Here is a 25,823-nt window from a genome sequence, read left to right on the forward strand (position 1 = left end):
GCAAGCTCGGATCTACAAAGCAGTGGAGCGTCGCAGCACAGAGCTCGTTCCTACAAAAAACATCGACAATAGGCCTGTACGGCGGCTGCGGGGTCCGGTGCATCGTAGACGCCGGAAATCACCGCGACCAGGTCCGCTCCGGCTTCGATCAGCGAATGCGCATTGTCCGGGGTAATGCCGCCTATCGCCACCCGCGGCACGCCCAGCGAGGCGGCCCGCGACAACAGATCCACCGTGGCCTGACGAGTCCCGGTCTTGCTGCGGGTGGGAAAGAAGGCGCCGAAAGCCACGTAATCCGCGCCCGCAGCGACGGCGGCTTCGGCCAATTGCAATCGGTTGTAGCAGGACGAGCCGATGATGGCCTCGGTACCTAGCAGCGCACGCGCTGCGGCGATATCGCCGTCGTCTTCGCCCAGATGGACCCCCGCCGCGCCGACCGCCTTGGCCAGGCGCACGTCGTCGTTGACGATCAACGGTACGCCGGCGTTTGCGCACAGCGCTTGCAGCGCCACAGCCTGTTCGTGCCGCAGCGCGCCGCCAGCGCTCTTGTTGCGGTATTGCAGCCAGGCCGCGCCCTGCGCCAGCAACGGCGCGGTGCGGGCCAGCAGCCGCGCGGTATCGGGCTCGTCCGGGGTGATCAGGTACAGGCCGCGGGGTGCGGAGCCGGGCTGCGGCCAGCGGGAATTCATCGGCAAACTTCCGGTGCGGGGTGGGGAATGGGACAATAGGCGCCCGCTTCCCCGCCATTATCCCCCCGATGACCGACGCCGACGACAGCCGTTACCAGACCTGGATGTGCGTGGTGTGCGGCTTCATCTACGACGAAGCCAAGGGCCTGCCCGAAGAAGGTTTGGCGCCCGGCACGCGCTGGAAGGACATCCCTGACACCTGGACCTGCCCGGACTGCGGCGTGACCAAGGACGATTTCGAGATGGTCGAAGTCGATTGATCTTGTAGGAGCGGGCCCTGCCCGCGACGAAGCCTTACCGGTAGAGCCTGTCGCGGGCAGGGCCCGCTCCTACAACGGCGGGTTCTACAAGCGGTCAGTGCATCCGCGATTTGCTGGTGTTCAATTCCACCAGGCGCTCGCGCAGGGCATGCGCGTCGGCCGCTTCCGGGGCCACGTGCAGGTAACGCGCCAGGTCGTGCCGCGCCCCTTGCTTGTAGTCCATTTTCAGGTACGCCAGGCCGCGGTCGCGTAACGCTTCGGGTTGTTCCGGCGAAAGCTTGAGTACGCGGTCGGCGCTGCGCGCGGCGCGGTCCCATTCGTCGCGTTCGGCGTACACGCCGTGCAGGTTGCGCAGCATGCGGATCAGGATGGCGCGGTGCGAGGCCGGGTCCAGGATATGCATCAGCGCGTTGTCGTCGGGAATGTCGCCGCCCAGATGCGGTTTGGCGCGTTCGCGCAGTTCGTCCGCGCCCAGCGGGCGTCCGCCGTTGAAGGGATCCATCACCAGGATGCCGTCGTCCACCGGCAGGCGCACCAGGAAATGTCCGGGGAAGGACACGCCGTCCAGCGGCACGCCCAGGCGGCGCGCGACTTCCATCTGCACCATCGCCAAAGAAATGGGGTTGCCCAGGCGGCGCTCGAACACCTCGTTCAGATAGCTGTTGCGCGGGTCGTAATATTCGTCGTGGTTGCCGGTGTAGCCCAGTTCGTCGAACAGGTGCCGGTTGATGGCCGCCATCTTCAGCGGCCAGGCGTCGATGGCCTCGATCTCCGGGCGCAGATGCTCGGCGTGGCTTTGCGCCAGGGTGTCGTAGAGATCGGCGTCGAGGTCGGGATATTCGTCGCGCGCGATCAGCAGCGCGGTTTCCAGCAAGGGCACGGATTCGTCGGCCTGCGCCGCCAGCGAACTCCATTCCGGCAATGTCAGTCTTACCCCCATGGCCCAAGATTGGCGTCAAACGCCGCCACAATCAAGCCCTGAAAAGCGGTTCGGGCGTAGTCGATTCATCGCTCGATCCATAGCCGCAGAGAACCGGCCATTGACCCGTTCGTGGCGAGCCTGTCGAACCACGCTTTTCGCTGATATTTGAAGCGCCGCTATCTGGAAAATCCCGCCAAGAGCGTGGTTCGACAGGCTCGCCACGAACGGGATCATGTAGGTCGGGGCTACGTCCCCGACGCAAGGAAGCTGAACCCGCCTGCGGGTCGGCGATCTAGGTCCGGCCTGTATAAGTTTTCGTAATGTTGGGACCATCTCGAAAGGCGTGGTTCGACAGGCTCACCACGAACGGGATCTTGGACAGGCTCACCACGAGCGCGTCGGGGGCGTAGCCCCGACCTACGGCAGCTTTGGGATATCGCTGCTGAATTTCAGCTCGGCGCCGTTCTGCAGCTTCAGCTTCGCCGCTTCGCCGGCGTTCAGTTCCAGCACGTAGCGGGCCGGTACGTTGCTGGGATACGGTGGGCAGGCGTTGCCCGCCGAGCAGGGCGGCACGTCGCGCTGCTGCGCCACCAGTTTGCGCGCGTTGTCGAAGTACAGGATGTCCAGCGCGATCTTGGTGTTCTTCATCCAGTACGCCTGCGGTTCTTCGCGGTCGTGCAGGAAGATCATGCCGGTGCCGGGCGCCAGCTGGTCGCGGAACATCAATCCGCGCGCGCGTTCGGCGTCGTCGTCGGCCACTTCGACTTCGTAGCGCTGACCGCCCAGTTCCACCCAACTGCTGGCGCTGGCGCAGCCGCTGAGCATCAGCATCACGAGAAGCAGGGAAGGACGGATCGAAGACATGCCGGTTTCCGGAAGACGGGACGGGCCGCTAGTGTATCGGCAAGCCGCTGCTGTTCAGAACAGCGGCCGGGTTTCCCCGATTTCGGGTTCGGTGCTGCGCTTCCTGCCGGACCGCCAGCCGCCGGCGCCGGCCTTGAAGGCTTCGCCGCCGGCATCGGAAGGGTGGTCCTTGCGTTTCTGCGATTCGCGGTGCGCGTTTTCGGCCATCACCTTGAACTGGCGCTCGCGTTTGAGGAACAGCTCGTCCATGGTTTCCGCTTGCCGGGCCGCGCCCCTGCGGTTGCCGGGCACGTCTTCTTCGCGCGCGGTTTCCGGGATCTGCCCGAACGGAATGCGCATGGGCGCCGCATCCTGCGCCAACGCCTGCTGCATGGCGCCGAAGTAGACGGAGTTGTTGCCATATTTCTGGTTGATCCGGTCCACCACGCGGCTCATGTCGCGGCCGCGCTGGCGTTGTTCCATCAGTTCGCCGGTGACGCTGCCGGCCTGTTCCAGCCCCACCAGGGTGACCGCCACCGACAGCGGCGGATGGCGGCGCGGATTCCAGCGTCCGCGCTTGGCCGCTTCCTCCAGCTGCATCAGCTGTTCGCCCAGCAGGTGCAGGAAGCTGGGGGTATCGTCGACCGGGGCGAAGGAAAGATCGCGTTCGAACCGCTGGTCCTGGCCGACGAAACGGATGCGGATGGCCAGGCCGCTGGCCAGGAACTGGTCCTTGCGCAGGCGCATCGCGGCCTTGGCCAGCAGCTTGAACAGCACCGAGCGTGCGCCTTCGAAGCTGCGCAGTTCCGGGCCCAGCACGTGCGAGTGGCCGATGGAGCCGCGCTGGGTGATGCGGTCGGGCACCTCGAAGCCGCGCAGCTGCATCCAGAAGCGTTCGCCTTCGCGGCTGCCCCAGGCCGCGCGCAGATGCTCGCGGGTGGCCGCGCACAGCTGCTGTGCGGTGCGGATGCCGGCCTTGTGCAGGCGCTGTTCCATGGACGGGCCGATGCCGCAGAAATCGCGCAGTTCCAGCGCGTGCAGCTTGTGCGGCAGGTCGTCCATTTCCAGTACGGTCAGGCCGTCGGGCTTGACCATGTCCGAAGCGGTCTTGGCCAGGAACTTGTTGGGCGCGATGCCGATGGAACAGCGGATGGCCGCGCCGTAGCGGTCGGCGAGTTTGGCCTTGATGGTGCGGGCGATGGCTTCGGCGTTGCCGCGCTGGCGTTCGCGGCCCATCAGGTAGCACGGCACTTCGTCGATCGATTCGGCCTTGCCGTGCGGGATGCAGTCCGCGATCACGGCCATCAGTTCGTGGTGCAGTTCCACGTAGCGGGCCGGGCGCGCTTCCACGAATTTCACGTCGGGGTATTTCTCCATCGCCTCCCATACCAGCGTACCGGTGCCGATGCCGTGCTGTTTGGCTTCGACGCTGGCGGCGATGCAGCAGGTGGTGGCCGCGATCACCGGCACCACGCCCACCGGACGGCCGCGCAGCGACGGGTCGTCGTATTGCTCGACCGAGGCGAAGAACGAATTGAAATCGACGAACAGGCAGCGCAGGGTCATGGCGAGGCTTCCCTTGAGGGAGAAGTATCGCGCCGCGCCGTCTCAGCGCGGGAGATACTTTTGCCGCAACGCCTGTTCAGTCGCAGCGATCGCGCGGAAACAGATAGCTCGAAATGCGGGCGGCGACCTGCACGTTGTCGCGGTAGTAGGCCGCGTTGTCGGCCAGGTCGTGCCAGCGGCGCTGGTCGCGCGCCAATCTCAATAGTTGCCGGGTCATGCGCAGCAGGGTTTCCGGTTCCGGGGTGGCGTTGTGTTCCACGCAATGCTCCAGCAATTCCAGGAACAGTTCCGAACGGTCCTGGCAAAGTTCCGCTTCCTGCCGGGCGCTGCTGTGAAGCCGGTCCAGCTGGGCCTGGGGCAGGGTGGTGATGCCGACATCGGCCAGGTTCGGCCGGGAACTGCCCTGCAGCAGGTGGACCAGGCTTTCCAGGCTGGTGTGCGCAGCAACGGGCTGGGGCGGGGTTTCCGTGGAAGGTTCCCCGCCCGGTTCGCCCGGCAACGGCAGGCTCATCGGCAATCTCTCCCTGTCATCAAGAACCAGGCCGATCCGGCATGGCAATGGCGAAGCGCCTACGGGGAATGCGATGCTTGGCGTCCCGTCGTATCGCCTTGGAATCACTGTATTAACCTCATAAGTTCATGTCAATGAACATTAAGTGTGAATCAGGGGGTCATGCGCGCCAGTAACTTCCCCGGTCATGAGCGACGAGCGTTATCAGTTTTCCTTACGGCTGGCCGAGGCGATGCGTACGCTCGGCTACGAGCCGCGCCCGGCGGTGCTGTTCCGTCTGTTCAATGCCAAGTACCGCGGCCGCTCGGTGAGCTTCCAGACCGCCTCGCGCTGGTTGAGCGGCAGCTCCATGCCCGAGCAGGACAAGCTGCAAGTGCTGGCCGCGCTGTTCGGCATCGAGCCGCAGGTGCTGCGTTTCGGCAAAGAGTCCAAACACCGGGTGGCCGAGACGCAGGCGGTCTGGCCAAGCGGGACCGGGGCACGCGAGCGTCAGGTGATCGAAGCGTTCCTGGCATTGCCGCCGAAGCGGCGCGAGCTGGTGGGCGAACTGGTCAAGGCGTTGACCAAGACCTGAAGCTCTGGGTAGCGGGTAGGTCGGTCCTACGTGACCGACGCTCCAGAGTGTCGACAAGTGCGCCGTTGGTCGCTTAGCCCATGGCGTCGGGGGCGTAGCCCCGACCTACTCGGCTTCGCTTTGCCCCCTTTGCAGCGCTTTTCAACAACCGAATGGCTGGTCAAAAGGGGACTACGGGGGATTTGCTTTTGCTCTTGCTTTGGGAGCAAAAAAAAGTCAAAAGCAAATCCCCCTCAATCCCCCTTTTGACCAGCCATTCGGCTGTTGAAAAGCGCTGCAAAGGGGGAGGCCTTACAGGACTGTGGGCGGTTCGCCGCCGATGATCACCACGTCGGCCGGGCGGCGCGCGAACAGGCCCACCGAGACCACGCCGGGAATCTGCGACAACTCGCGCTCCATCGCCACCGGGTCGACGATGGCCAACCCGTGCACGTCGATGATCGCGTTGCCGTTGTCGGTGACCACGCCGTCGCGCCACACCGGCTGGCCGTCGGTCAGCGCCAGTATCCGCCGCGCGACCAGGCTGCGCCCCATGGGGATCACTTCCACCGGCAGCGGGAACTTGCCCAGCACCGGCACCTGCTTGACCGGGTCGATGATGCAGACGAACTTCGCGCTGGCCTCGGCGATGATCTTCTCGCGGGTCAGCGCAGCGCCGCCGCCCTTGATAAGCCGCTTGTGCGGGTCGCATTCGTCGGCGCCGTCCACGTACAGGGCCAGGTCGCCGGTGTTGTTGAGTTCCATCACCTCGATGCCGTGCGCGCGCAGGCGTTCGGTGCTCTGGTCGGAACTGGAGACGGTGCCGGCGATGCGGTGCTTGATCCGGGCCAGCGCGTCGATGAAGAAGGCCACGGTGGAGCCGGTGCCGACGCCGACGATCATGCCGTCTTCCACGTATTCGATGGCTTTTTCGGCGGCCAGGCGTTTTGCTTCGTTCTGCGACATGTCGGATTTCCTGTTGATCGTATCTGCGACTGTAGGAGCGGGCCCTGCCCGCGACAGGCTCTACCGGTAAAGCTTCGTCGCGGGCAGGGCCCGCTCCTACAGGGGGTGATTCATTCCAGCGACAGCAGCAGCTTCCACTGCGCGGCGCTGACCGGCGATACCGACAAGCGCGAGCCGCGCTGGGTCAGCGCGAAGCCTTCGCCCAGCGCATCGGCGTGCTGCTTGATCTCTTCCAGCGGGATCGCGCGCTTGAGCTTGCGCTCGAAAGCGACATCGACCAGCGACCAGCGAGGTTCCTCGCGCGTGCTCTTGGCATCGAAGTAGTCCGACTTGGGATCGAACTGGGTGGGGTCCGGATACGCCACGCTCGCCACCTTGGCGATGCCTACGACCGCGGGCACCGCGCAGCTGGAGTGGTAGAACAGCACGCCGTCGCCGACCTGCATCTGGCGCATGTGGTTGCGCGCCTGGTAGTTGCGCACGCCGTTCCAGGGTTCCACGCCCACTTTCTGCAGGTCGTCGATGGAGAAGGCGTCCGGTTCGGACTTCATCAGCCAATAGCGTTTGCGGCTACTCATGGGGCGTGCACTCATTGGGCGTGTATTCGCGGGGCTCGGCCAGCAGGGTTCCGGTTTCGGTGCAGATCGCGTCGGGCAGCACGTCCCAGGCTTCGGCGGCGAGCCGGTCGACGCGTTGCGCGTCGAAGCCCACGCCGACCAGCCAGGGCGGCGGCATCGAGGCGTTGCGGAAGGCGAAGCTGCGATCGTACCAGCCGCCTCCCATGCCCAGGCGGCGGCCGGCGCCATCGAACCCGACCAGGGGCATGGCCACCAGCGACATCGCTTCGGGCGGCAGCGCCGAGGCCGGCTCCACGTCCGGTTCCGGAATGCCGAAGCGATTGGTCACCAGCGCATCGCCCGGCCGCCACGGCGCGAACCGCAGCTGGTTTTCGTGATGCAGCACGGGCAGGCAGTAGACCAGTTCGCGTGGCAGGCGCAGTTGCCAGCTGTGCAGCGCGATCTCGCCGTCCATGGCCCAGTACCCGGCGACGTAGCCGGAGGCGGGCGCGAAAGCGAGCGAAAGCAGGCGGTTGGCCAGCGCGTCGGCCGCGGCGATGCGCTGCGGGGCGGGAATGGCGCGGCGTTGCGAGCGCAGTTCGCTGCGCAGGCGGGCGCGGTCTTGAATCATGGGGCAAGCCGCGCAGGAAAATTCATGTGCGGAATTCTAAGCCAAGCCGGGCCTGACGGCCGAATGCCGTGGCGGAAAACCAGAGAGGTGCACCGTGCCGGACGGATGGCGCGATCGGGAATCCGGATTACTAACCGGATTACCAATTCGACGGAGACCCGTCGAATCGCGATGAACAGGGAGGCCACTGCTCGCGCGAGGAAGAAATACATCCTCCGCCATGACGATGCTTGCGAAACGACCTTGAACCCGGGGTTCAAGTGGGAAGAGTTGGGGGCCTTCGGGCTTTCCGCTGCGAGGCGGACATGCACTCCCGGCTTCCGTTCCCTTCCCGTGGTCGTATTTAAGGGACAAGGCGAATGTTTTGCACGCCGTCGTTCACGGCAGAGGATGCGGGGATCAGTATAGCGACGCCGGCGGAAATGCAAAGTCCGTTCGTCGGTCGAAATTCATTCTGCAGTGTGCATCGCCGTGATCCGCGTTTGTTCCACGCGGTCGCCGCCGACCGTGAAACAGGATCAGCGCGGCGATTCCAGCACGCTGTCCAGCTTGCGGTGCAGATCGTCCAGCGTGTTGGAAAGTTCGCGGTCGCGCGCGCTGCGCTCGTCGCGCAACTGCTGCAATTCGTGCGCCAGATTGAGCGCGGCCAGCACCGCCACGCGGTCCACCGCCGCCATCTTGTTGCCGCCGCGCACCTCGCGCATTTTGCTGTCCAGCAGTTTGGCCGCCGCCATCAGGCTGCTGCGCTCGCCCGCTTCCACGCCCACGGTGTATTCGCGGTCCAGGATGTGCACGCTGACCGGTTCGCTGCCGGCGCTCATGTGTGCTGCTCCAGCGACTTCAGGCGGGTGATCATGGCTTCCACGCGCGAGCGCGCCTGTTCGTTCTTGGCCAGCAGCTGCGAACGCTCGCCGACCAGTTGTTCCTGCTGGGTGCGCAGGCTGCGGTTTTCGTCCGCCAGGCGTTGGCAACGTTCGACCAGCGCCTGCACGCGCGCGGCCAGGGTGCGGAGCTGTTCGATGGCGTCGTTGTCCATGGCGGCCACGATAGGGGTGCGCCGGGCAGGCGGTCAAGCTGCGCCTGCAGGAGCCGGCTGGAACGTCGTGAAAGCTTGTGGGAGCGGCGTCCCGCCGCGAGCTTTGCCGATGGTTTCCGGCGTCTTTCAGATTTAAGACCGCAAAAGCTCGCGGCGGGACGCCGCTCCCACAAGCCGCGCTCAGGAAGCGACCGCGATCTCGTGGCCCATGCCGTATTCGCGGATGAAGCGCAGGCAGGCGTCCGGGGGCAGGGCGTGGGAAATCCAGTGGCCCTGGATCTCGTCGCAGCCGTGGTCGCGCAGGAACTGCAGCTGGGCCGCGGTTTCCACGCCTTCGGCGATGACATTGAGCGAAAGCGAGTGGCCCATGTTGATGATGGTGCTGGTGATGGCTTCGTCGTCGGTGTCGTGGGTCAGGTCGCCGACGAATTCCTGGTCGATCTTCAGCGTGGTCAGCGGCAGGCGCTTGAGGTAGGCCAGCGAGGAATAGCCGGTGCCGAAGTCGTCGATGGCCAGCGATACGCCCAGCCGGCGGCAGGCGCGCAGGGTGTCGGCGTTCTTTTCGGGGTTGGCCATGATCACGCTTTCGGTCAATTCCAGCTCCAGGCAGTGGGCGGATACTCCGGTCTCGGCCAGGATGCGCGCCACCACGTCGGACAGATCGCCGCGCTGCAGCTGCAATGCCGATACGTTGACCGCCACGGTCAGGCCAGGCAGGCCTTGCTGGTGCCAGTCGTGCACGGTCATCAGCGCCTGACGCAGCGCCCAGGAGCCGATTTCCAGGATCAGGCCCGACTCCTCGGCCAGCGGGATGAACTGGCCGGGCGAAACCTCGCCGAAGTCCCTGCTTTCCCAGCGCAGCAGCGCCTCGACTCCGGTGATGCGGTGCTTGCTGAGGGAAAGGCGCGGCTGGAACACCAGCGTGAGTTCGTCGCGCTCCAGCGCCCTGCGCAGGGCGCTGGCCAGGATCGCGCGGTGGCGGGTCTTCTCGTCCATCGCTTCCGAATACACCTGGTAGGTGTGGCGCCCGGCGGCCTTGGCCTGGTACATGGCCGTATCGGCGTGCTTCAACAGGTCGGTAGGCACCTGGGCGTGGTCCGGATACAGGCTGATGCCGATGGAAGGCGATACCGACAGTTCCAGGCGCTCGCCGAAGCTGAGCGGCAGCTTGAAGGCGTCGATGATCTGCTGGGCGATGGTTTCCGCGTCCTCCATCGAGCCCACGTCCTCCAGTACCACGGTGAATTCGTCGCCGCTCAGCCGCGCCACGGTGTGCTGCGCGCCCACGGTCTGCTGCACGCGCGCGGCGGCGGCGCGCAGGATGCGGTCGCCGGTGGCGTGGCCCAGGGAGTCGTTGATGTCCTTGAAACGGTCCAGGTCGATGAACAGCACGGCGACTTTGCCGTTCTCGCGGCGCGCACGCACGATGGCGCGCGACAGGCGCTCGGACAACAGCGAGCGGTTGGGAAGGCTGGTGAGGGTGTCGTAGTTGGCCAGGTAGCGCAGTTCCTGCTCGGCGCGTTTCTGTTCGGTGATGTCGTTGAGCACCTGCACGTACAGATTGCGCTGGCCGCTGGCGTCGGGCACCACGTTGGTCTCGACCTTGCAGAGGATTTCCTCGCCGTCCTTGCGCAGCCGCCACATTTCGCCGGACCAGCGGCCGTCGCGGCCGATGTCTTCGCGCATGCGCTGGTGCAGCACGGCGTCCTGCTGGCCGCTGTCCAGCATCTCCACGGGTTTGCCGATGACTTCGGCGTCGGCGTAGCCGGTGATGCGGGTGAAGGCCTGGTTGACGGCGATGAAGTTGTAGTCCCAGTCCAGCACCGCCACCGCTTCGCTCATGCTGCGCATGACTTCGCTGGCGATGCGGTGTTCGTATTCGGCGTTGCGGCTGGCGGTGATGTCGCGCGCGGTGCCGGCGATGCGCAGCGGTCGTCCCTGCAGGTCGCGTTCGACCACCCGGCCGCGCGCGCGCACCCAGGCCCAGGTGCCGTTGCCGCCCAGGTCCATGCGGTGTTCGGACATGAACAAGGGAGTCTCGCCCTGCAGATGGCTGCGCAATTGCTCCATCACCAGCGGCAGGTCCAGTTCGTGGATCGGCGGGACGTCGCCCTGCCGGGTCAGCACGGTGATTTCCGCCGAATGCGCGGTGCTCTCGTCCGCGCGCATGTGGTGCAGGCGGCGCCTGATCAGGTCGTAGTCCCAGAAATGTTCGCCGGAGGCCCACAGCGCCAGTTTCAGGTGCTCGTCGCGCTCGCGTTGCGATTCGGTTCTGGGCGGATCGAAGGTCTGCTGCCACCTGGACTGCCAGTGGCGTCGCGCGGCGATGGCCAGCACCACCGCCAGCACCAGCAAGGCCGCCAGTATCGCGACCATCCGCGAACCCGGAAGGGTTGCTGGCATGGCGGTTGCGACCGTAACGGCGGCGGATGCGAATGGCATGACGGGGTCTGCGGGTCCTCGCCGCGCGGAATGCGGCCGGCGGATTGGCGAGTGTAGGCACGCCGAGGACCGGACAACAAGCGGTCCGCACGGGTTTTCGTTGCTACACTTTCCGCCCGGGCTGTCGCTGTCCGAATTGCTTTACGGAATACGTTGAATGGCCGAGCTCCCCCTCATCGATGATGTGGCCCAGGCTTCCCGGCGCGCCGGGCTGGCTGCGGAACCTTCCGAGTTGCATGGCGCCTTGTGCGGCTGGTTGTCCGGCGGCGGCGAGAATGCGGCGAACTGGCCGGCGCGGGTGCTGGCCGACGAAAGTCTGCCCGCACCGGAAGCGGACAGCGCGCTGGATCAGTTGCGCAAAGCCAGCGTCGCCCAGCTGGACGACCGCGGTTTCGGCTTCGAACTGCTGCTTCCGGAAATAGACGATTCGCTCAACGCCCGCGCCGATGCGCTGTTCGACTGGTGCCGCGGGTTTCTCGGCGGTTTCGGCCTGGCGGCGGGCGCGCGTCCGCCGTTGTCCGAGGAAGCGGAGGAAGCCCTGCACGATCTGGCGCGGCTGGCCCAGGCGGCGCCGGAGAGCAGCGACGACGACGAGGACGAGCACGCGCTGGCCGAGATCGAGGAATTCGTCCGCGTCGCGGTTCTGCTGCTGCATGGGGACTGCGTACTGGCGCCGCGCCATCGCCAGAGCCTGAACTGATGAAAGCGTCGACGGGCATCGCCGCCGCCGAGTTCGCGCGGCGCCGCAAGCAGCTGATGCGGATGTCCACCGACGACGCGATCCTGATCCTGGCCGCCGCGCCCGAGCGCGTGCGCAGCCACGACACGCATTACCCGTATCGGCAGGATTCGGACTTCTGGTATCTCAGCGGATTCAACGAGCCCGAAGCGGTGCTGGTGCTGGTGCCGGGACGCAAGCACGGCGAGGCGCTGCTGTTCTGCCGGGAACGCAATCTTGAGCGCGAGGGTTGGGACGGTCCGCGCGCGGGCCAGGAAGGGGCGGTCGAACAGTTCGGCATGGACGATGCCTATCCCATCGAGGATCTGGACGAGATCCTGCCCGGATTGCTGGAAGGCCGGTCGCGCGTCTATTACCACTTCGGCCGCGACGCCGAGTTCGACCTCAAGCTGATCGGCTGGGTCAACCGTGTGCGCGAGCAGGTCCGTCACGGCGCGCAGCCGCCGCACGAATTCCTGGAACTCGGCCATCTGCTGCACGAGCTGCGCCTGTTCAAGTCGAAGGACGAACTGAAGCTGATGCAGCGCGCGGCCGACATCAGCGTACAGGCGCATGAAGCGGCGATGCGCGCGTGCCGGCCAGGCATCCACGAATACGAACTGCAGGCCGATCTGGAGCGCGTGTTCCGCGCCAACGATGCCTGGCCGGCCTACGGCAGTATCGTCGGCGCCGGCGCCAATGCCTGCGTGCTGCATTACCGCGCCAACAACGCGCGCGCCGCCGAAGGCGATCTGGTGCTGATCGATGCGGGCGCCGAGTTCCGCGGGTATGCATCGGACATCACCCGCACCTTCCCGGTCGGCGGCCGTTTCAGCAAAGCGCAACGCGCGCTGCACGATCTGGTCGGCGCCGCGCAGGCAGCCGCGTTGGCGCAGGCCAGGCCGGGCGTGCCTTACGAAGCCGGCCACAACGCAGCGGTGGAAACCTTGACCGAAGGTCTGCTGCAACTCGGTCTGCTGAAGGGAAAGCTGGAGAAGAACATCGCCAGCGGCCAGTACCGCCGCTTCTACCGGCACAAGACCGGCCACTGGCTGGGCCTGGACGTGCACGACGTGGGCGAATACCGCCTGGCCGGCGAATCGCGCCTATTGGAGCCGGGCATGGTGTTCACCATCGAGCCCGGCCTTTATGTGTCGTCCGACGACAACACCGTCGATGCGAAGTGGCGCGGCATCGGCATCCGCACCGAAGACGATGTGCTGATCACTGCGGACGGCAATCGGGTGCTGACCGACAAGCTGGCGCGTAGTGCGGATGAGATAGAAGCCTTGATGGCGGGGTCGTGATCTATGTTTTTCCTAAGGCTGCGCCCGATAGCACGCCCATGGATGTGCCCGACACGGCGCTCTGCGCACGCAGTTGATCTTATTGGCTGGGTGCCAAAATCTTAGCTAGCTCCTGGCTCCATACATCGTTTACTGGACATTTCTGACCTCCCGACCTTATGGGCGTACAAGGGCGAAAGCTAGATAGAAGCTCTTGTAGCTCATCGTGTGTAGACGAACTGCCTTCGGCATGAATGTGTATAACTGAAGCATTACGCGCATTCGGGGTGATATAGATGTCGAGCTTATTAACTTCCGATGATTTGTTGCTAAATGCCTCTAAAACTCCACTTTTGCTCTTGCTCTGGAGGATAAGTTCGCCGCCCATCTCTTTCTGAGGCGCATTTCCGACATAGACTGTTGCAACTGGTTCTGAGCTCTTCGAAATAACGAACAAGTGGAAATCGACAGGGATTGAATAAGCAACTTGTGTGCCGGTAGGTAGGCGGAAGCAAATATTTGAACTAAAGACGGTGCATGAATACTTCGATAAGTCATTTGCCCAGCAAAAAGGGGCGGCTAGCAGTAAAAGTGACAGAGCTGCCAAGCTAAAAATTCTCATCGAGATCATTTTTATTTTCCTTCTTCTCGTTGGATGTTTTTGTTGCTGTCCATAATTTCTTGAACATTGGTGTCCTCAAGAACCCCCGGCACGACATTCATAATGTTCTTCCCCCGTGCGGGGTCTGACTTTCTGGAAGTTGCATCGTATTTGTCATCAGCGTCGGCTAAATGCAGATATTCATGAGAAGGAGTCCCGCCATTGACAAATCGGTCATTGATATCTATTTCTGCACGCTTTCCACCTTTATCGGCATTGCTAAGTCCATCGCGTCGTGCCGTTGGTCCATCGGTAAGCTTTATCGAGTTTCGAGCAGCCCGTGGCGTGTCTTTGGTTATTTCGGTTACCCGGAAGTTTACTTGTGTGGATTTTCCGTCAACTTGGTAGGTTCCTGATAATGCCCCGACTTGACTCTTAACCGCTGCAATATTTGGTTCCGACGCCCCGGTGCCGCTGAATTTTGATGGGAAATCAACTTGAATTGAACCATCTTTCATTCTTGTAATAATGGCAACGCGCCCATCGGGGTCAATGAACTTATATGGGTTGTTGTTCGCATAGTTATAGCGATTGAAATTTTGGCCGTTATTCGGATTGGTCCGCACGGGATCCACCGAAACGAACCGTGCCGCCGCTGAACCACTGGCTAGCGCAATAGGCAGCGCCAGCATCATCATTATTGCCCTCGCGGTTTTGTGGTTGTATCGCATCATTTCCCCCTGCGCGCTTTCTCGCGTTCGATGGTTTGAAGGTAATTTTCGTCCTTCAACTGCGTGGACTCGGTCCATCCCAGCGCTTCGGCCTGAGCAAACAGCCGTAAGTTTTCTTGGCTCAACATTATGTGGTCCTGGCGCTGGTCGATTGGAATGTCGGCCGGCGTTGGATAGCGGCTAACGTAGCGCTCTTGCAGCAGCATGTAATAGCCGGAGCCCTTATGTAGCATAGCTACCACATCCTTCGGATTCGCTTCTAAAGCAAAATCAGCCACGGCTATCTCTTGTGTGATTTGGCCATGCCTGCGATAGAACTCCATCAATGCTGAGCATAACCGCCACTGCTTCACGTTGATCGAGCGGGCGCAAGTAAATCTGGTTGGCGATGGCTTTTTTCGAGATGCCAGTTCTGCGTTCGTAGCCGGCATTGGTTTCGTAACCCCCGGCCGTGGCCTCGACGTTCAACCACTCCCCGCCGTCGTCTCTATATTTCACCAGTACATGCTCGGGTGCTGTCGCCAAAGTGACAGGAAGCCCCAGCTTCTGACCCAATATGGCGACCAGAATGGGCATCGAAACGCAGTTTCCCTTGCGAGTGGTTAAGTAGGTAGGCAGTAGCTTGTTGCGTATATTTTCCCCGAGCGGATCAGTCAGGTCGTAGGTAAACGGCTGGCTCTCATTCCATGGGCCGGGCTGGTATAGGAAGATCAGCAGTGCTTCCAGCTTCTGGCGGTTACTGGCGTTGGGCGGAAAACCAGAGCGAACGATGGTTGCCAGTTCGTCCAACTGTCGCATCGTTGCCGCAGTGTCGATACTCGGATCTATCAATCGGTCGATTGTAAGTTTGGCCTGAGCCAAATCCAAATCTGCTGCGGACTTGGCCATAAAATCTCGCACCTGCCGGATAGAATCAGGGTCGGAGGGGCTGGAGTACGCGACGTTGGTTACGCTAAGCAGGCCGACCAATGTCAGTAAAAATGCTTTCTGAAATCTATTGTTGATCTCTTGCGTCAACATAAGCCCCATTCCGTGGAGTTGTTCCTGATTGACGATACGACACTCCACTCACATCGGCAATTGCGAGGAGTTAACCGTTGATGACAACATGATTTATGTGAGTCGGCGCACAGCACCGATGAGGCAAAGTCATTTTTGGCTACCGGCTGAGGCTAACGCCGGTCCCTGCATGGTGATCAGGAGCCTTTGGGCAACGGCAACGAAGCCTGTCCGAACACGTAGCGCCAACCGTCCTTGGTGCGCACGTAGGTATCGCTGAACCACAGTTGGTAGTCGAACGGCGTGCCGTCCTTGCGTTTGCCTTGCATCCACAGCTTGGCGGTGACCACCGCGGTATCGCCCCACACGCGCACGGTCTGCTCGCTGTCTTCCTGGTGCGTGTATTCGCGGATGCGGTCCTCGGCTTCTTTCAGCAGATCCGCCTTGGTCGACACCGTTCCGTTGCCGATGACCAGGATGAAATCGTCGGCGAGTATTTTCGCCATGCCGGCGGCATCGTTGGCTTTCACGGCGGCCTGGTATTGCGTATCGAGCGCGGCGACGGCGGCGATGTCGTCGCTTTCCGAGGCCTGTGCCGCGAACGGGGCCAGCACAAGGAGCAACGTGGCGATGCGTGACGGTTGAATTTTCACGAGGCATTCCGGTTGTTGGAAGGCCTCCAGACTATGGCCTGCCTGGACCCGAAGCTCGCCGTTTTCGGACAAGGTCACCCTGCCGCTGAAGCCGCTTTACGAGGCAGGCAGATACCTGGGAACGCGGTCTTTCAGCAGCGCCACCAGCGCCGGTTCCATGTAGTCGAAGTCATCCGGGATTTCCAGGCAGACCACGCGCTTGCCGGCCAGTTGCGCGCTGAACTTCGCCGACAGTTTCGAGCGATGCATGCGTTCCATGACCAGGATCAGGTCGGCCCACTGCAACAGTTCCGGCGTCACCGGATTGTCCGCATCGCGATTGGTGCCCGCCGAAGCGGTTTCGATGCCCGGCCACGACGCGAACACCTGTTCGGCGGTCGGACTGCGCAACCGGTTGCGGCTGCATACGAATAGAACGTTCCTGATCGTCGTCGGCTCAGGCCGCGGCCGCGAACGCGGGCCGGGTCAGGTTGTCCGCATCGCCCTGCGTGCACATCACCTCATCCTCGATGCGGATGCCGCCATAGGGGCGGAACGACTCCACGCGTGCCCAATCCACGCTGTCGGCATGGCCGTTCTTCTTCACTTCGTCCAGCAGCATGTCGATGAAATACAGACCTGGTTCGATGGTCACCACCATGCCCGGTTCCAGTACACGGGTCATGCGCAGGTAGGGGTGTCCGGGCGGGCGCGGAATCTTGCCGCCGCGGTCGCTTTCGGCGAAGCCGGCCACGTCGTGCACCTGCAGGCCGATGGGATGACCCAGACCATGCGGGAAGAAGGCGGCGCTGACGCCGGTTTCCAGGGCGGCTTCGGGAGAAACCCTGATCACCCCGAAATCCTTGAGGATGCCCATCAAGGCCAGGTGCGCATCGATGTGCAGTTGCTTGTAATCGACGCCGGCCCGCACGCCCTTGCCCATTTCGATCTGCGCGCGGTCCACCGCATCGATCATCGCCTGGAACTCGCCCGACTTGTCGGCCGCGTAGGTGCGGGTGATGTCGCTGGCGTAGCCGTGGAAACTGGCGCCAGCATCGATCAGGAAGCTGCGCGACGGGGTGGGCGCGGTACGGCCCAGCTCGGTGTAGTGCAGCACCGCGCCGTGTTCGTTCAAAGCCACGATGTTGTTGTAGGGAAGTTCGCCCAGGTCCTGTCCCACGGCGCTGCAGTAGGCCATGTGGATGGCGAATTCGCTCTTGCCCTCGCGGAAGGCGGCTTCGGCGGCACGATGGCCGCGCACGGCCAAATGCTGGGCTTGGCGCATCAGTGCGATTTCGTACGGGGTCTTGTAGGAGCGCTGGTATTCCAGGTAATCCACCACCGCGGCCGGGTTGTTGGGAGCGTAGTCGCCCAGCGCGCTCTGCGGCTCGCCCAGGGTCGCGCAGCGCGCGGCGGGTTTGGGCAGCAGCGCCAGCGCTTCTTCCGGCTTGCGGATGATGTGGATGTCGAAATGCTCCACCCACCAGCCGCTGGGCGCGTCGGGCACCACATGCCAATAGTCGAAAGGTTGGTAGAAGATCACCTGGGGGCGCTGGCCCGGCGTGTGCACCAGCCAGCTGTAGGGCACGCGGGTCAGCGGCAGCCAGGCCTTGAATTGCGGGTTGACCGCATACGGGTAATCGCGGTCGTCGAAGACCTGGTAGTGCTGGGTGCCGCTGGGCACGACCAGATGGTCGAAGCCGCCGCGCGACAAAGCCTCGTCCGCGCGCCGTTTCATCGTGGCCAGGTGGTCGGCGTACAGGGCGTTGAAGTCGGGCTGGGTCATTGCGGCTACTCGTCTGGAATGCCGCAATTTTGCCGTAATTGGCGTTTCCGCGCTGTAGGTCGGGGCTGGTTCACGCGCGTCGGGGGCGTAGCCCCGACCTACGACCTTGCTTCGGGGCGCGTGATCCACTGGCGCAGCGCCGACAATTGACCTTCGTCGATGGTCAGGAAACGCAGGCCCGCCCAGCTCTGGCCGGGCGTGTTGGCGCTGCCCACCCAGATCAGGTGCGCGCCCACGTCGATCGCGACCGCCCGTCCGGCCGGGTCGGCGATCTGGAACCGCAGCTGGTACAGCGCATCCTCCACCAGGGGCGCGTTTGCCACCAGCAGCATGCCCGATTCGGAAAGATTGCCCAGCCGGCCGATGATCTGCTCGGACATGGTGTCGACCACCATCACCGGCTCGTGCACGTTGCGGCGCTGGGTGCGGCGCGAATCGTTGCTCATGCGTTCGCTCCCTGACCCGCCGCGGGGGCGCTGGTGAAACTGCGCAATGCGCTGATCGTGGCGCGCCAGGCGCGATCGATCAGGCGGCCCTTGTCCTGGGTGACCACGTGCACCTGCTCGAGCGCCATCAGCCGCGCCAGGCTGTCCATCGACTGCTCGCCGATGCGCTGGCCGCGCTGGTTGACGAACAGCGCGTGGTCGGTGACCGGGCTGTACCAGGACAGGCGCTGGCGGGTGACGTCGCCCTGCTGGTTCTTGACGAACTCGAACCAGGTGCCGAACGGCAGCGTGCGCAGGTAATCGTGGCACTCCTGCTCCCTGGGCGTGCGCTCGATATGCTTTTTCTTCGGGATCTCCACTTGCTCGCCCAAACGCGCGCGGGCTTTGAGGCGCGCGGTCAGCTCGGTCCGCGAAGTGGTCTCGTCGTCCTCGGCGCTGGACAAGCGGCGGGCGATGGCCGCCGCTTCGTCGGGGTGGTAGCCCACTTGCGACAAAGCCGCTTCGATCTTCGGGGTGAGTTCGCCATCGCTCAGCGTGGCGCCTTCCGCTTCGCTATCGCCGCCGGTGACCGTGGCGATACGCTGGGTGAGTTCCACCTGTTCGCGCCATTCTTCCGAATCCTGGCCGTTGCGCAGCTGGGTGAGCGTGAGCACGTCGGCCCAGGCCTGGTTCAACAGAGCCTGGACGAATTTCGGCGGCACGTGGCCCTGCAGAGCGGTGTCGATGGTTTCGGCGGCGCGCTGCTTGGCGATCTCGAGGCGGTCTTTGCCGCGCGCGGCTTCCACGTGCCGCCGCTCGGTGACTTCTGCCTTGCGCGCCATCGCGCGGAAGTGCGCCTGCACATCGTTGTTGACGCTCTCGAAAACTTCGTCGTCGCCGTTGTAGTCGGTGACCACCCGTTCCACGGCGTGGTGCAGTTTCTGCAGCAGCTGCGGGTCCGCCTCGTCCTCGCCCAGCCAGGCGGCGCCGGATTCGGCCACCGAGTTCAGCAATTCGCGCGCGGGGTGCTGGGGACGCAGGAAGAATTCGCGGTCGTGCAGCGCCGCCTGCGCCACCGGCACCTGCAGGCGCACCAGCAAGTCCGCCGCCGGCGCGTCGCGCTGCACTTCGCGTTCTATTTCGTTGTACAGCAGGCCGAGCAGTTCGAAGGTGTCGGCATCCTGCTGCACCAGCGCGGCCTGCGGACCGTGCTGTTCGCGGACCTGCTCCAGCATGGCCTTCTGCACATCCTGCATGGTGCGGCGCGGCTGTCCGGGGTTAACCGGTACGGCGGCGGCCTGCAGCGAGCGCAGCGTGCTCAGTACGTCGTGGGTGGGAAGCGGGGTGCCGGTTGCGTGTGTCCCGGTCGCGAAAGAAGCGACTGCGGCGCCTGACGGTCTGGCGCCGGCCTGTCCGGCAGGACCCGTCGATGCCGGTCCCGTCGAACCAGGCGACATCGCCGCACGGCGCCCTTGCAGCAGCTGCTGCAAGGTGGCGAAAGAAGACGCATCGCTGCCCGCCTGCTCTGCGCCGGCTTTGCCGATACCCGCGATGGCCTGCGCCGCGTCGGCATGGCCGGAAACCGGCGCCGCAACGGCCGAGGCCATGGCCTGCTGACCGAACGCCGACCAGGCCGAAGGCGAGGAATGCCCGTACCAATCGGTCATGGGACGCGGCGCGCCTTCCGATGGATGGGGTCCGCCAATCCCTGGCCTGCGGCTTCCTTCGTCGCTACGCGCGCGTTGCGGCGCATAGACCAGACCCGGCAATACGCCTTGTTGGGCCAGCAGGGTGTTGAGTATCTCCATCCAGCCGGCGTAATCGGCCAGGGCCTTCTGATCGAAGGCCTTGTACAGCAACAACTGCGAATCCAGATCGATCTTGAAAGCCGCGGCGACCGAGGCGCGCAATACCTTGCACAAGGTCTGCGGGCCGACCGGCAGCTGCGCGGCGTCGAATGCAGGCGAACCGGCCAGCACCCCGAAACGCTGGCCCATGAGATAGAGCGGCGTACGCGCACGCGCGTCGTGGCGCCGGGCGATTTCGCGCAGCACGATGTCCTGATCCATCTCCGCGTCTTCGACCAGAGTCATGGTCTGGTATTCGATGCGCTCGTGCGCGTCCTTGGCCGGCGCGGCGCGCGGCAGGCGGATGGCGGCGAACTCGCCTTCCAGTCCGGCCAGGAACATCGGCAGCAGATCGGCGCGGCTCTTGCGCAGCCCGTGCAGGTTGGCGAACTGCTCGGCCTGTTTTTCGTTGCTGCGCGCGCGTTCGGCCAGCTTGAACAGCTGCTGTTCGGATTCGACCAGCATCTGGCCGATACGTTCGCTCAGATCCAGAGAGACCCGGCCAAAAAAGACGCCCAGGATCTTGCGCACGCGCGGCGGCAGCGACAACGCTTGCGCGATCGTTGCCGGCGTGGACGAAGGCAGGACGGGCGGTACGCTGGACATTGTTGATTGACTCCCCTGATGCCGGTTTTAACACATTCCCTGTCGGCCAGCGCGACGGGACGGGTCTGTAGCTCCGGTTACTGCCGCAGGCCCTAGGCCTCCAGGAACAACTCCACCACATCGTTGGTGAAGCGGCGGCCAAGTTCGGTGGGCACCACCCGGTTCTCCGCGATCGCCAGCCAGCCGCGCGCACCGGCCTGCGCCAGAGGGCCGGCGATGCGATCGCGCTCCAGACCGGTCCAGGCTTCGAAATCGCCCAGCGCGAAACCTTCGTTGAGCCGCAGCGCATTGAGCATGAACTCGAACGGACGCCGCCCGGGCGCGATGCGTTCGTCGCCGCCCAGCGATTGCGGGGTGCCGGCTTCGGCCAGGTAAACGGTGGGATGCTTGGTCTTCCAGCGCCGCAGGATGTCCTGTTCCGCGCCCAGCGTGAGCTTTCCGTGCGCGCCCGCGCCGATGCCCAGGTAATCGCCGAAACGCCAGTAGTTGAGGTTGTGCGCGCACTGCCGTCCGGGCCGCGCGTAGGCGCTGACTTCGTATTGCGCGTAGCCAGCGTCGGCCAGCAGGGCCTGGCAGCGTTCCTGCATGTCCCAGGCGCTGTCGTCGTCGGGCAGGCCCTTGGGCGGCCGGGCGAAGAACATCGTGTTCGGCTCCAGGGTCAACTGGTAATGCGAAATATGCGCAGGCTGCAGGGCGAAGGCGCGCTGCAGATCGTATTCGGCCATCGCCAGATCCTGGCCGGGCAGGGCGTACATCAGGTCCAGGTTGAAATTGTCGAAGCCCGCGTCCTGCGCCAGCTTCACCGCGCGCTCGGCTTCGGCGCTGTCGTGGATGCGGCCCAGTCGTTTGAGGCAGCCGTCGTCGAAGCTCTGGATGCCGAAGCTGATGCGGTTGACGCCGGCCTCGCGGTATTTATCGAAGCGCCCGTGTTCGGCGGTGCCCGGATTGGTTTCCAGGGTGATTTCCACATTCGGCGCGAACCGCAGACGGCTGCTGGCGGCCTGCAGAAAACGGTCGATCTGTTCGGGCGGGAACAGGCTGGGCGTGCCGCCGCCGAAGAACACCGAGTGGATGCTGCGCCCCCACGCCAGCGGCAGATCTTGGTCCAGGTCGCGGATCAGCGCATCCACGTAACCTGCGAACGGCAGCGCGCCCTTGCCTTCGTGGGAATTGAAATCGCAGTACGGGCATTTGCGCACGCACCAGGGCAGGTGCACGTACAGCGACAGCGGAGGCGGGATCATCATGGGACGGTGTAACGGCCGATGCGGCATTCGTCGAAGGTCAACGTATCGCCCAGCGCGTCGATTTCCGCATAACGCGGCGCGGCGGCGCGCTGGAACGCATCGTAGTGCGCTTCGCTGAGCCAGCGGTCGATGCTGAGGTAGGCGCCGGCTTCGTGGCTGCGCAGCAGTTCGGTGTCCAGGTAGCCGGAATACTCGCGGAACAACGCGACCCACGCCCCTTGCGGGCCGTACAGGGCCTCGAAAGCGGATTCCGATCCCGGGCGTACCGCGTATTTCCAAATCACCACGAACATCATGCCTGTCCCAAGAAGGCCTACCCTAGCGCCGATCGCAGGCGTTCGCGCAATAGCGCAAGGGCTTGGCCGCGATGGCTCAGCCGGTTCTTCAGTCCCGGCTCCATTTCGGCCGCGGACTGGCCATGGCGCGGATCGAAGAACACCGGATCGTAGCCATGTCCGCCATTGCCATGACGCCCGTGCAGGATGCGGCCGTTCCATTGGCCTTCCACGATCAGCGGCTGCGGATCGTCGGGATGGCGCAACAGCACCAGTACGCAATAGAAATGCGCGGTACGGCGGTCGTCGGGCGTGCCCCGCAGCACCTCCAGCAGCTTGTCGATGTTGCGCGAGGCGTTGCCGTGCTCGCCGGCGTAGCGCGCCGAATACAGGCCGGGCGCGCCCTTCAACGCGTCCACGCAGATCCCGGAATCGTCGGCCAGGGCCGGCAGACCGGTGATTCGCGCCGCGTGGCGCGCCTTGATCAACGCGTTCTCCACGAAAGTGCTGCCGGTTTCGTCGGCGTCCTCGACGCCCAGGTCGGGTTGGGCCAGCAATTCTATGTCGTCGCCCGCCAGCAGTTCGCGCAACTCCTGCAGCTTGCCCTGGTTGGAGGAGGCCAGCACCAGTTTCATGCTTTTGGTTCCAGCAGATCCCACTTGTTGCCGTAGCGGTCGCGGAACACAGCGACGGTGGCGTATTTCTCTTCGCGCGGGTTTTCCAGGAATTCGACGCCATTGGCCGTCATCGCCTTGTGATCGCGCCAGAAATCGTCGGTCTGCAGGAAGAATCCCACGCGTCCGCCGGTCTGATCGCCGATGCGTGCGTGCTGGGCGTCGTCGCTGGCTTTGGCCAACAACAGGCCGGTCTCGCTGCTGCCCGGTGGCGCCACGCGGACCCAGCGCTTGCCGTTGCCCAGGTCGGTGTCTTCCAGCAGCGCGAAGCCGAGCGCGCCGGTGTAGTGGGCGATGGCGGTGTCGTAGTCGTCTACGACCAGGGTGATGAGGCTGAGGGTTTGTTTCATGTATCGATGCCTAGCGGTTTGTAGGAGCGGGCCCTGCCCGCGACGCTTTTCCTGTTCGTTGCGAAGAGCGGTCGCGGGCAGGGCCCGCTCCTACAGGAATTATTGGCCGGCCAGCGCAGTGCGCTGCGCGGCGAACAATTCGCCGATGCCTTTCTCGCCCAGTGCCAGCAGGTCGTTGAGTTCGTCGCGGCGGAACGCGTGGCCTTCGGCGGTGCCCTGCAGCTCGATGAAACCGCCGCCGTCGTTCATCACCAGGTTCATGTCGGTGTCGCAGTCGCTGTCTTCCGGATAGTCCAGGTCCAGCACCGGCACGCCGCGATAGATGCCGACCGACACCGCGGCGACTGCGCCGTGGATCGGGTCGCGCTTGATTTCGTTCTTCGCCTTCAGCCAGTTGACCGCATCGACCAGCGCCACGTACGCGCCGGTGATGGCGGCGGTGCGGGTGCCGCCGTCGGCCTGCAGCACGTCGCAGTCCAGGGTGATGGTGCGTTCGCCCAGGGCGTTGCGGTCCACGCAGGCACGCAGCGCGCGGCCGATCAGGCGCTGGATCTCCAGCGTGCGCCCGCCCTGCTTGCCGCGCGAGGCTTCGCGGTCGCTGCGGGTATGGGTGGAGCGGGGCAGCATGCCGTATTCGGCGGTGACCCAGCCTTCGCCCTTGCCGCGCAGGAAGCCCGGCACGCGGTTCTCCACGCTGGCCGTGCACAGCACGCGGGTCTCGCCGAACGACACCAGTACCGAACCCTCGGCGTGGCGGGTGTAGCCGCGCTGGATGCGGACTTCGCGCATCTGCTCGGGGAGGCGGCCACTGGGGCGAACGACGGTCATGCGCGAATCCGTAAAAAGGGCGGGCTAGGTTACCATTCGCCTCCCGCAGCACGGCCCGGCCTCAACCATGATCCGCAGCATGACCGCTTACGCCACCGCCGAGCGCGCCACCGAGGGCGGCACCCTGGCGTGCGAATTGCGGGCGGTGAACCACCGCTTCCTGGAGCTGGGCCTGCGCCTGCCCGAAGAGCTGCGCGTGCTGGAACCGGCGCTGCGCGAGCGTATCTCCGCGCGCATCGCCCGCGGCAAGCTGGATTTCTCGCTGCGCCTGCGTTCGCCGGAAGGCGAGGGTGGGCTGCAGCTGAACGCAACGCTGGTGAGGCAGTTGTCCGAACTGGCGTTGGACATGACCGCGCGCTTCCCGGCGCTGCGCACCGAGTTCATCGACCTGCTGCAATACCCGGGCGTGCTGCAGGCGCGCTCGACCGATGCCGAGTTCCTGCAAGCCGAAGCGTTGGCGCTGCTGGACACGCTGCTGGACCAGTTCGTCGGCGCGCGCGAGCGCGAGGGCGAAAAACTGGCGGCGGCGATCAGGGAGCGGGTGGATGCGCTGGCCGCGCGCGCGGCCGAGGTGCGCGAACTGATTCCGGTCATCCGCGCCGGCCAGCGCCAGAAACTGGACGCGCGCCTGGCGGACCTGGCCCAGGCGGCCGATCCGGGTCGGGTGGAGCAGGAACTGGTGCTGTGGCTGCAGAAACTCGACGTGGACGAAGAGCTGGACCGCCTGGACAGCCACATCAAGGAAATCCGCCGGGTGCTGAAGCAGACCGAGCCGGTGGGCCGCCGCCTGGATTTCCTGTTGCAGGAGTTCAATCGCGAGGCCAATACGCTGGGTTCCAAATCGGTCGACGTGCGCACCACCAATATCGCGGTGGAGTTGAAGGTGCTGATAGACCAGATCCGCGAACAGGTGCAGAACATTGAATAGGGCCGGGAATGGGGAATGGGGAATGGGGAATGGAAAAAGCCCCGTGCTTTCCGTGCTCGCCGCTGTCCGGGTGGAGTTCGGATATATGCTTTTTCCATTCCCCATTCCCCATTCTCTATTCCCGTCATGACCATGCGCGGAACTCTTTACGTAGTCGCCGCACCCTCGGGCGCCGGCAAGAGCAGCATCGTCAACGCGGTGCTGGCGCGCGATGCGCAGATCGCGCTGTCGATCTCGTTCACCTCGCGCCAGCCGCGCCCGGGCGAACGCCATGCGCAGCACTACAATTTCGTCTCGGCCGACGACTTCCAGCAGATGATCGACGCCGGCGATTTCTTCGAGTACGCAAAAGTGCACGGCGACTGGAAGGGCACCGCTCGCCAGTCGGTGGAGCCGCAGTTGAATGCCGGCAAGGATGTGCTGCTGGAGATCGACTGGCAGGGCGCGCGCCAGGTACGGGCCAAGGTGCCCAATGCGGTCAGCGTGTTCATCCTGCCGCCCTCGCGCGAGGCGCTGGAGCAGCGCATGCGCAACCGGGGCCAGGACAGCGAGGCGGTGATCGCGCAGCGATTGGCTGCCGCACGCGAGGAAATGTCCCACTACGGCGAATTCGATTACGTCATCGTCAATGAGGTCTTCGACACCGCGGTGGAGGAGATGTGCGCCATCTTCACCGCCAGCCGTCTGCGCAAGGAGCCCCAGGTGGCCCGGCACGCCGGGCTGATCCAGACCCTGCTGGGATAGGGTAGGGCCGTCCCACTTGCGCCATGGGGCCAGGTCGGGGTCGCTTCCTTTGCCAAGTTATTGATTAGAAAGGGTGAAAAGACCCGAATGCTTGCATCCGTCCGGCTCCGGCCCTACAATCCGCGCCCCTTTCTGTATTAATCGCGCGGCCCCCCGGGTCGCCGGGAGCC

Annotated in this window: 31 protein-coding genes and 1 other RNA gene; 6 read left to right on the plus strand and 26 right to left on the minus strand. The window is 64.4% G+C overall.

All coding sequences use genetic code 11. From position 1 onward, the window contains the following. Window positions 1–50: 50 nt before the first annotated feature. On the minus strand, window positions 51–689 hold the full coding sequence (gene thiE, locus CSC73_RS00095) for a thiamine phosphate synthase (RefSeq protein ID WP_163838444.1): 639 nt from the start codon (window positions 687–689) through the stop codon (window positions 51–53). A 68-nt stretch (window positions 690–757) separates the two neighbouring features. Between thiE and CSC73_RS00100 the strand changes: the two genes are divergently transcribed. After that, complete coding sequence (locus CSC73_RS00100) at window positions 758–949, plus strand: rubredoxin (RefSeq protein ID WP_093283224.1); 192 nt, start codon at window positions 758–760, stop codon at window positions 947–949. 94 nt (window positions 950–1,043) lie between these two features. On the opposite strand, the gene CSC73_RS00105 is transcribed toward CSC73_RS00100, so the two are convergent. The 4 genes from CSC73_RS00105 to CSC73_RS00120 form a co-directional block, all read right to left on the minus strand. After that, a complete protein-coding gene (locus CSC73_RS00105; protein WP_163838445.1) occupies window positions 1,044–1,889 on the minus strand; it encodes a SirB1 family protein in 846 nt (281 codons plus the stop codon). A gap of 399 nt (window positions 1,890–2,288) precedes the next feature. After that, window positions 2,289–2,735, minus strand: a complete 447-nt coding sequence (locus CSC73_RS00110) for a DUF192 domain-containing protein (protein WP_163838446.1) — start codon at window positions 2,733–2,735, stop codon at window positions 2,289–2,291. 54 nt (window positions 2,736–2,789) lie between these two features. After that, window positions 2,790–4,280, minus strand: coding sequence for a DNA polymerase Y family protein (locus tag CSC73_RS00115; RefSeq protein ID WP_163838447.1), 1,491 nt, complete (start codon window positions 4,278–4,280; stop codon window positions 2,790–2,792). 76 nt (window positions 4,281–4,356) lie between these two features. Then, window positions 4,357–4,791, minus strand: a complete 435-nt coding sequence (locus tag CSC73_RS00120; protein WP_163838448.1) for a hypothetical protein — start codon at window positions 4,789–4,791, stop codon at window positions 4,357–4,359. Window positions 4,792–4,978: 187 nt separating this feature from the next. On the opposite strand from CSC73_RS00120, the gene CSC73_RS00125 reads away from it, so the two are divergent. Continuing rightward, window positions 4,979–5,365 carry a transcriptional regulator gene (locus CSC73_RS00125; RefSeq protein WP_163838449.1) on the plus strand — a complete coding sequence of 129 codons (387 nt, stop codon included), beginning with the start codon at window positions 4,979–4,981 and terminating at the stop codon, window positions 5,363–5,365. A 291-nt stretch (window positions 5,366–5,656) separates the two neighbouring features. On the opposite strand, the gene rpiA is transcribed toward CSC73_RS00125, so the two are convergent. The 7 genes from rpiA to CSC73_RS00160 all read right to left on the minus strand — a co-directional run bounded on the left by rpiA (window position 5,657) and on the right by CSC73_RS00160 (window position 10,937). After that, a complete protein-coding gene (gene rpiA, locus CSC73_RS00130) occupies window positions 5,657–6,310 on the minus strand; it encodes a ribose-5-phosphate isomerase RpiA (RefSeq protein WP_163838450.1) in 654 nt (217 codons plus the stop codon). Between the two features lie 110 nt (window positions 6,311–6,420). Further along, window positions 6,421–6,888: an EVE domain-containing protein gene (locus tag CSC73_RS00135; protein WP_093283202.1), complete on the minus strand. Its 468-nt coding sequence runs from the start codon at window positions 6,886–6,888 to the stop codon at window positions 6,421–6,423. Next, on the minus strand, window positions 6,881–7,498 hold the full coding sequence (locus tag CSC73_RS00140) for a 5-formyltetrahydrofolate cyclo-ligase (protein ID WP_163838451.1): 618 nt from the start codon (window positions 7,496–7,498) through the stop codon (window positions 6,881–6,883). The genes CSC73_RS00135 and CSC73_RS00140 overlap by 8 nt, the downstream gene beginning before the upstream one ends. Window positions 7,499–7,706: 208 nt before the next feature. Then, window positions 7,707–7,891, minus strand: a non-coding RNA gene (ssrS, locus tag CSC73_RS00145) — 6S RNA. A gap of 125 nt (window positions 7,892–8,016) precedes the next feature. Next, window positions 8,017–8,319 carry a cell division protein ZapA gene (locus CSC73_RS00150; protein ID WP_163838452.1) on the minus strand — a complete coding sequence of 101 codons (303 nt, stop codon included), beginning with the start codon at window positions 8,317–8,319 and terminating at the stop codon, window positions 8,017–8,019. Then, window positions 8,316–8,534, minus strand: a complete 219-nt coding sequence (locus tag CSC73_RS00155) for a TIGR02449 family protein (protein ID WP_093283188.1) — start codon at window positions 8,532–8,534, stop codon at window positions 8,316–8,318. The genes CSC73_RS00150 and CSC73_RS00155 overlap by 4 nt, the downstream gene beginning before the upstream one ends. 180 nt (window positions 8,535–8,714) lie before the next feature. Next, window positions 8,715–10,937, minus strand: a complete 2,223-nt coding sequence (locus tag CSC73_RS00160) for a putative bifunctional diguanylate cyclase/phosphodiesterase (protein ID WP_163838453.1) — start codon at window positions 10,935–10,937, stop codon at window positions 8,715–8,717. A gap of 196 nt (window positions 10,938–11,133) precedes the next feature. Here CSC73_RS00160 and CSC73_RS00165 point away from each other — a divergent pair, with 196 nt between their 5' ends. Together CSC73_RS00165 and pepP are read left to right on the plus strand one after the other, a co-directional pair. Beyond that, window positions 11,134–11,676, plus strand: a complete 543-nt coding sequence (locus CSC73_RS00165) for a UPF0149 family protein (RefSeq protein WP_163838454.1) — start codon at window positions 11,134–11,136, stop codon at window positions 11,674–11,676. Continuing rightward, complete coding sequence (gene pepP, locus CSC73_RS00170) at window positions 11,676–13,001, plus strand: Xaa-Pro aminopeptidase (RefSeq protein WP_163838455.1); 1,326 nt, start codon at window positions 11,676–11,678, stop codon at window positions 12,999–13,001. Before CSC73_RS00165 ends, pepP begins: the two co-directional genes overlap by 1 nt. A 79-nt stretch (window positions 13,002–13,080) precedes the next feature. On the opposite strand, the gene CSC73_RS00175 is transcribed toward pepP, so the two are convergent. The 14 genes from CSC73_RS00175 to rph form a co-directional block, all read right to left on the minus strand. Further along, window positions 13,081–13,611 carry a hypothetical protein gene (locus CSC73_RS00175; protein ID WP_163838456.1) on the minus strand — a complete coding sequence of 177 codons (531 nt, stop codon included), beginning with the start codon at window positions 13,609–13,611 and terminating at the stop codon, window positions 13,081–13,083. Between the two features lie 2 nt (window positions 13,612–13,613). After that, entirely contained in the window at window positions 13,614–14,279 is a 666-nt protein-coding gene (locus CSC73_RS00180; RefSeq protein WP_246197243.1) for an RHS repeat-associated core domain-containing protein, read from the minus strand. Window positions 14,280–14,311: 32 nt separating this feature from the next. Then, window positions 14,312–14,590 carry a hypothetical protein gene (locus tag CSC73_RS00185; RefSeq protein WP_163838457.1) on the minus strand — a complete coding sequence of 93 codons (279 nt, stop codon included), beginning with the start codon at window positions 14,588–14,590 and terminating at the stop codon, window positions 14,312–14,314. Next, a complete protein-coding gene (locus CSC73_RS00190; RefSeq protein WP_163838458.1) occupies window positions 14,583–15,332 on the minus strand; it encodes a transglutaminase family protein in 750 nt (249 codons plus the stop codon). The genes CSC73_RS00185 and CSC73_RS00190 overlap by 8 nt, the downstream gene beginning before the upstream one ends. A 176-nt stretch (window positions 15,333–15,508) precedes the next feature. Continuing rightward, on the minus strand, window positions 15,509–15,964 hold the full coding sequence (locus CSC73_RS00195; protein ID WP_163838459.1) for a nuclear transport factor 2 family protein: 456 nt from the start codon (window positions 15,962–15,964) through the stop codon (window positions 15,509–15,511). 96 nt (window positions 15,965–16,060) lie between these two features. Beyond that, entirely contained in the window at window positions 16,061–16,390 is a 330-nt protein-coding gene (locus tag CSC73_RS00200) for a low molecular weight protein tyrosine phosphatase family protein (protein WP_163838775.1), read from the minus strand. 10 nt (window positions 16,391–16,400) lie between these two features. Further along, the gene (pepQ, locus tag CSC73_RS00205; protein WP_163838460.1) at window positions 16,401–17,729 is read right to left on the minus strand and encodes a Xaa-Pro dipeptidase; all 1,329 of its coding nucleotides are present in this window, start codon (window positions 17,727–17,729) and stop codon (window positions 16,401–16,403) included. 98 nt (window positions 17,730–17,827) lie between these two features. Beyond that, window positions 17,828–18,175, minus strand: a complete 348-nt coding sequence (locus tag CSC73_RS00210; protein WP_163838461.1) for a PilZ domain-containing protein — start codon at window positions 18,173–18,175, stop codon at window positions 17,828–17,830. After that, the gene (locus CSC73_RS00215) at window positions 18,172–20,607 is read right to left on the minus strand and encodes a DUF1631 domain-containing protein (RefSeq protein ID WP_163838462.1); all 2,436 of its coding nucleotides are present in this window, start codon (window positions 20,605–20,607) and stop codon (window positions 18,172–18,174) included. The genes CSC73_RS00210 and CSC73_RS00215 overlap by 4 nt, the downstream gene beginning before the upstream one ends. A 92-nt stretch (window positions 20,608–20,699) precedes the next feature. After that, window positions 20,700–21,881 (minus strand): radical SAM family heme chaperone HemW, encoded by a 1,182-nt coding sequence (gene hemW, locus CSC73_RS00220; protein WP_163838463.1) that lies wholly within the window; start codon window positions 21,879–21,881, stop codon window positions 20,700–20,702. Next, complete coding sequence (locus tag CSC73_RS00225; protein ID WP_211840772.1) at window positions 21,851–22,147, minus strand: antibiotic biosynthesis monooxygenase family protein; 297 nt, start codon at window positions 22,145–22,147, stop codon at window positions 21,851–21,853. Before CSC73_RS00225 ends, hemW begins: the two co-directional genes overlap by 31 nt. Before the next feature lie 20 nt (window positions 22,148–22,167). Continuing rightward, window positions 22,168–22,764 carry an RdgB/HAM1 family non-canonical purine NTP pyrophosphatase gene (gene rdgB, locus CSC73_RS00230; RefSeq protein ID WP_163838465.1) on the minus strand — a complete coding sequence of 199 codons (597 nt, stop codon included), beginning with the start codon at window positions 22,762–22,764 and terminating at the stop codon, window positions 22,168–22,170. Further along, window positions 22,761–23,153 (minus strand): VOC family protein, encoded by a 393-nt coding sequence (locus tag CSC73_RS00235; protein WP_163838466.1) that lies wholly within the window; start codon window positions 23,151–23,153, stop codon window positions 22,761–22,763. The genes rdgB and CSC73_RS00235 overlap by 4 nt, the downstream gene beginning before the upstream one ends. A 99-nt stretch (window positions 23,154–23,252) precedes the next feature. Beyond that, the gene (rph, locus tag CSC73_RS00240; protein ID WP_163838467.1) at window positions 23,253–23,981 is read right to left on the minus strand and encodes a ribonuclease PH; all 729 of its coding nucleotides are present in this window, start codon (window positions 23,979–23,981) and stop codon (window positions 23,253–23,255) included. A gap of 67 nt (window positions 23,982–24,048) precedes the next feature. Between rph and CSC73_RS00245 the strand changes: the two genes are divergently transcribed. After that, window positions 24,049–24,909, plus strand: coding sequence for a YicC/YloC family endoribonuclease (locus tag CSC73_RS00245; protein ID WP_163838468.1), 861 nt, complete (start codon window positions 24,049–24,051; stop codon window positions 24,907–24,909). A gap of 132 nt (window positions 24,910–25,041) precedes the next feature. Further along, a complete protein-coding gene (gene gmk / locus CSC73_RS00250; protein WP_163838776.1) occupies window positions 25,042–25,653 on the plus strand; it encodes a guanylate kinase in 612 nt (203 codons plus the stop codon). The last annotated feature ends 170 nt before the right edge of the window (window positions 25,654–25,823 follow it).

Origin of the sequence: Pseudoxanthomonas sacheonensis, assembly GCF_010093305.1 — a bacterium.
In the GTDB taxonomy this organism is placed as follows: Bacteria; Pseudomonadota; Gammaproteobacteria; order Xanthomonadales; family Xanthomonadaceae; genus Pseudoxanthomonas_A; species Pseudoxanthomonas_A sacheonensis.

Bases quoted from the DNA above. Each gene is read 5' to 3' on its own strand.
- CSC73_RS00100 (WP_093283224.1), top strand. From the start codon at position 758: ATGACCGACGCCGACGACAGCCGTTACCAGACCTGGATGTGCGTGGTG.
- CSC73_RS00150 (WP_163838452.1), bottom strand. From the start codon at position 8,319: ATGAGCGCCGGCAGCGAACCGGTCAGCGTGCACATCCTGGACCGCGAA.
- CSC73_RS00120 (WP_163838448.1), bottom strand. From the start codon at position 4,791: ATGAGCCTGCCGTTGCCGGGCGAACCGGGCGGGGAACCTTCCACGGAA.
- rph (WP_163838467.1), bottom strand. From the start codon at position 23,981: ATGACCGTCGTTCGCCCCAGTGGCCGCCTCCCCGAGCAGATGCGCGAA.
- CSC73_RS00165 (WP_163838454.1), top strand. From the start codon at position 11,134: ATGGCCGAGCTCCCCCTCATCGATGATGTGGCCCAGGCTTCCCGGCGC.
- pepP (WP_163838455.1), top strand. From the start codon at position 11,676: ATGAAAGCGTCGACGGGCATCGCCGCCGCCGAGTTCGCGCGGCGCCGC.
- CSC73_RS00245 (WP_163838468.1), top strand. From the start codon at position 24,049: ATGATCCGCAGCATGACCGCTTACGCCACCGCCGAGCGCGCCACCGAG.
- CSC73_RS00115 (WP_163838447.1), bottom strand. From the start codon at position 4,280: ATGACCCTGCGCTGCCTGTTCGTCGATTTCAATTCGTTCTTCGCCTCG.
- rpiA (WP_163838450.1), bottom strand. From the start codon at position 6,310: ATGTCGCAGAACGAAGCAAAACGCCTGGCCGCCGAAAAAGCCATCGAA.
- thiE (WP_163838444.1), bottom strand. From the start codon at position 689: ATGAATTCCCGCTGGCCGCAGCCCGGCTCCGCACCCCGCGGCCTGTAC.
- CSC73_RS00135 (WP_093283202.1), bottom strand. From the start codon at position 6,888: ATGAGTAGCCGCAAACGCTATTGGCTGATGAAGTCCGAACCGGACGCC.
- CSC73_RS00210 (WP_163838461.1), bottom strand. From the start codon at position 18,175: ATGAGCAACGATTCGCGCCGCACCCAGCGCCGCAACGTGCACGAGCCG.
- CSC73_RS00180 (WP_246197243.1), bottom strand. From the start codon at position 14,279: ATGATGATGCTGGCGCTGCCTATTGCGCTAGCCAGTGGTTCAGCGGCG.
- pepQ (WP_163838460.1), bottom strand. From the start codon at position 17,729: ATGACCCAGCCCGACTTCAACGCCCTGTACGCCGACCACCTGGCCACG.
- CSC73_RS00105 (WP_163838445.1), bottom strand. From the start codon at position 1,889: ATGGGGGTAAGACTGACATTGCCGGAATGGAGTTCGCTGGCGGCGCAG.
- hemW (WP_163838463.1), bottom strand. From the start codon at position 21,881: ATGCCGCATCGGCCGTTACACCGTCCCATGATGATCCCGCCTCCGCTG.
- rdgB (WP_163838465.1), bottom strand. From the start codon at position 22,764: ATGAAACTGGTGCTGGCCTCCTCCAACCAGGGCAAGCTGCAGGAGTTG.
- CSC73_RS00235 (WP_163838466.1), bottom strand. From the start codon at position 23,153: ATGAAACAAACCCTCAGCCTCATCACCCTGGTCGTAGACGACTACGAC.
- CSC73_RS00190 (WP_163838458.1), bottom strand. From the start codon at position 15,332: ATGTTGACGCAAGAGATCAACAATAGATTTCAGAAAGCATTTTTACTG.
- CSC73_RS00175 (WP_163838456.1), bottom strand. From the start codon at position 13,611: ATGATCTCGATGAGAATTTTTAGCTTGGCAGCTCTGTCACTTTTACTG.
- CSC73_RS00215 (WP_163838462.1), bottom strand. From the start codon at position 20,607: ATGTCCAGCGTACCGCCCGTCCTGCCTTCGTCCACGCCGGCAACGATC.
- CSC73_RS00110 (WP_163838446.1), bottom strand. From the start codon at position 2,735: ATGTCTTCGATCCGTCCTTCCCTGCTTCTCGTGATGCTGATGCTCAGC.
- CSC73_RS00225 (WP_211840772.1), bottom strand. From the start codon at position 22,147: ATGTTCGTGGTGATTTGGAAATACGCGGTACGCCCGGGATCGGAATCC.
- CSC73_RS00140 (WP_163838451.1), bottom strand. From the start codon at position 7,498: ATGATTCAAGACCGCGCCCGCCTGCGCAGCGAACTGCGCTCGCAACGC.
- CSC73_RS00125 (WP_163838449.1), top strand. From the start codon at position 4,979: ATGAGCGACGAGCGTTATCAGTTTTCCTTACGGCTGGCCGAGGCGATG.
- gmk (WP_163838776.1), top strand. From the start codon at position 25,042: ATGCGCGGAACTCTTTACGTAGTCGCCGCACCCTCGGGCGCCGGCAAG.
- CSC73_RS00155 (WP_093283188.1), bottom strand. From the start codon at position 8,534: ATGGACAACGACGCCATCGAACAGCTCCGCACCCTGGCCGCGCGCGTG.
- CSC73_RS00160 (WP_163838453.1), bottom strand. From the start codon at position 10,937: ATGCCAGCAACCCTTCCGGGTTCGCGGATGGTCGCGATACTGGCGGCC.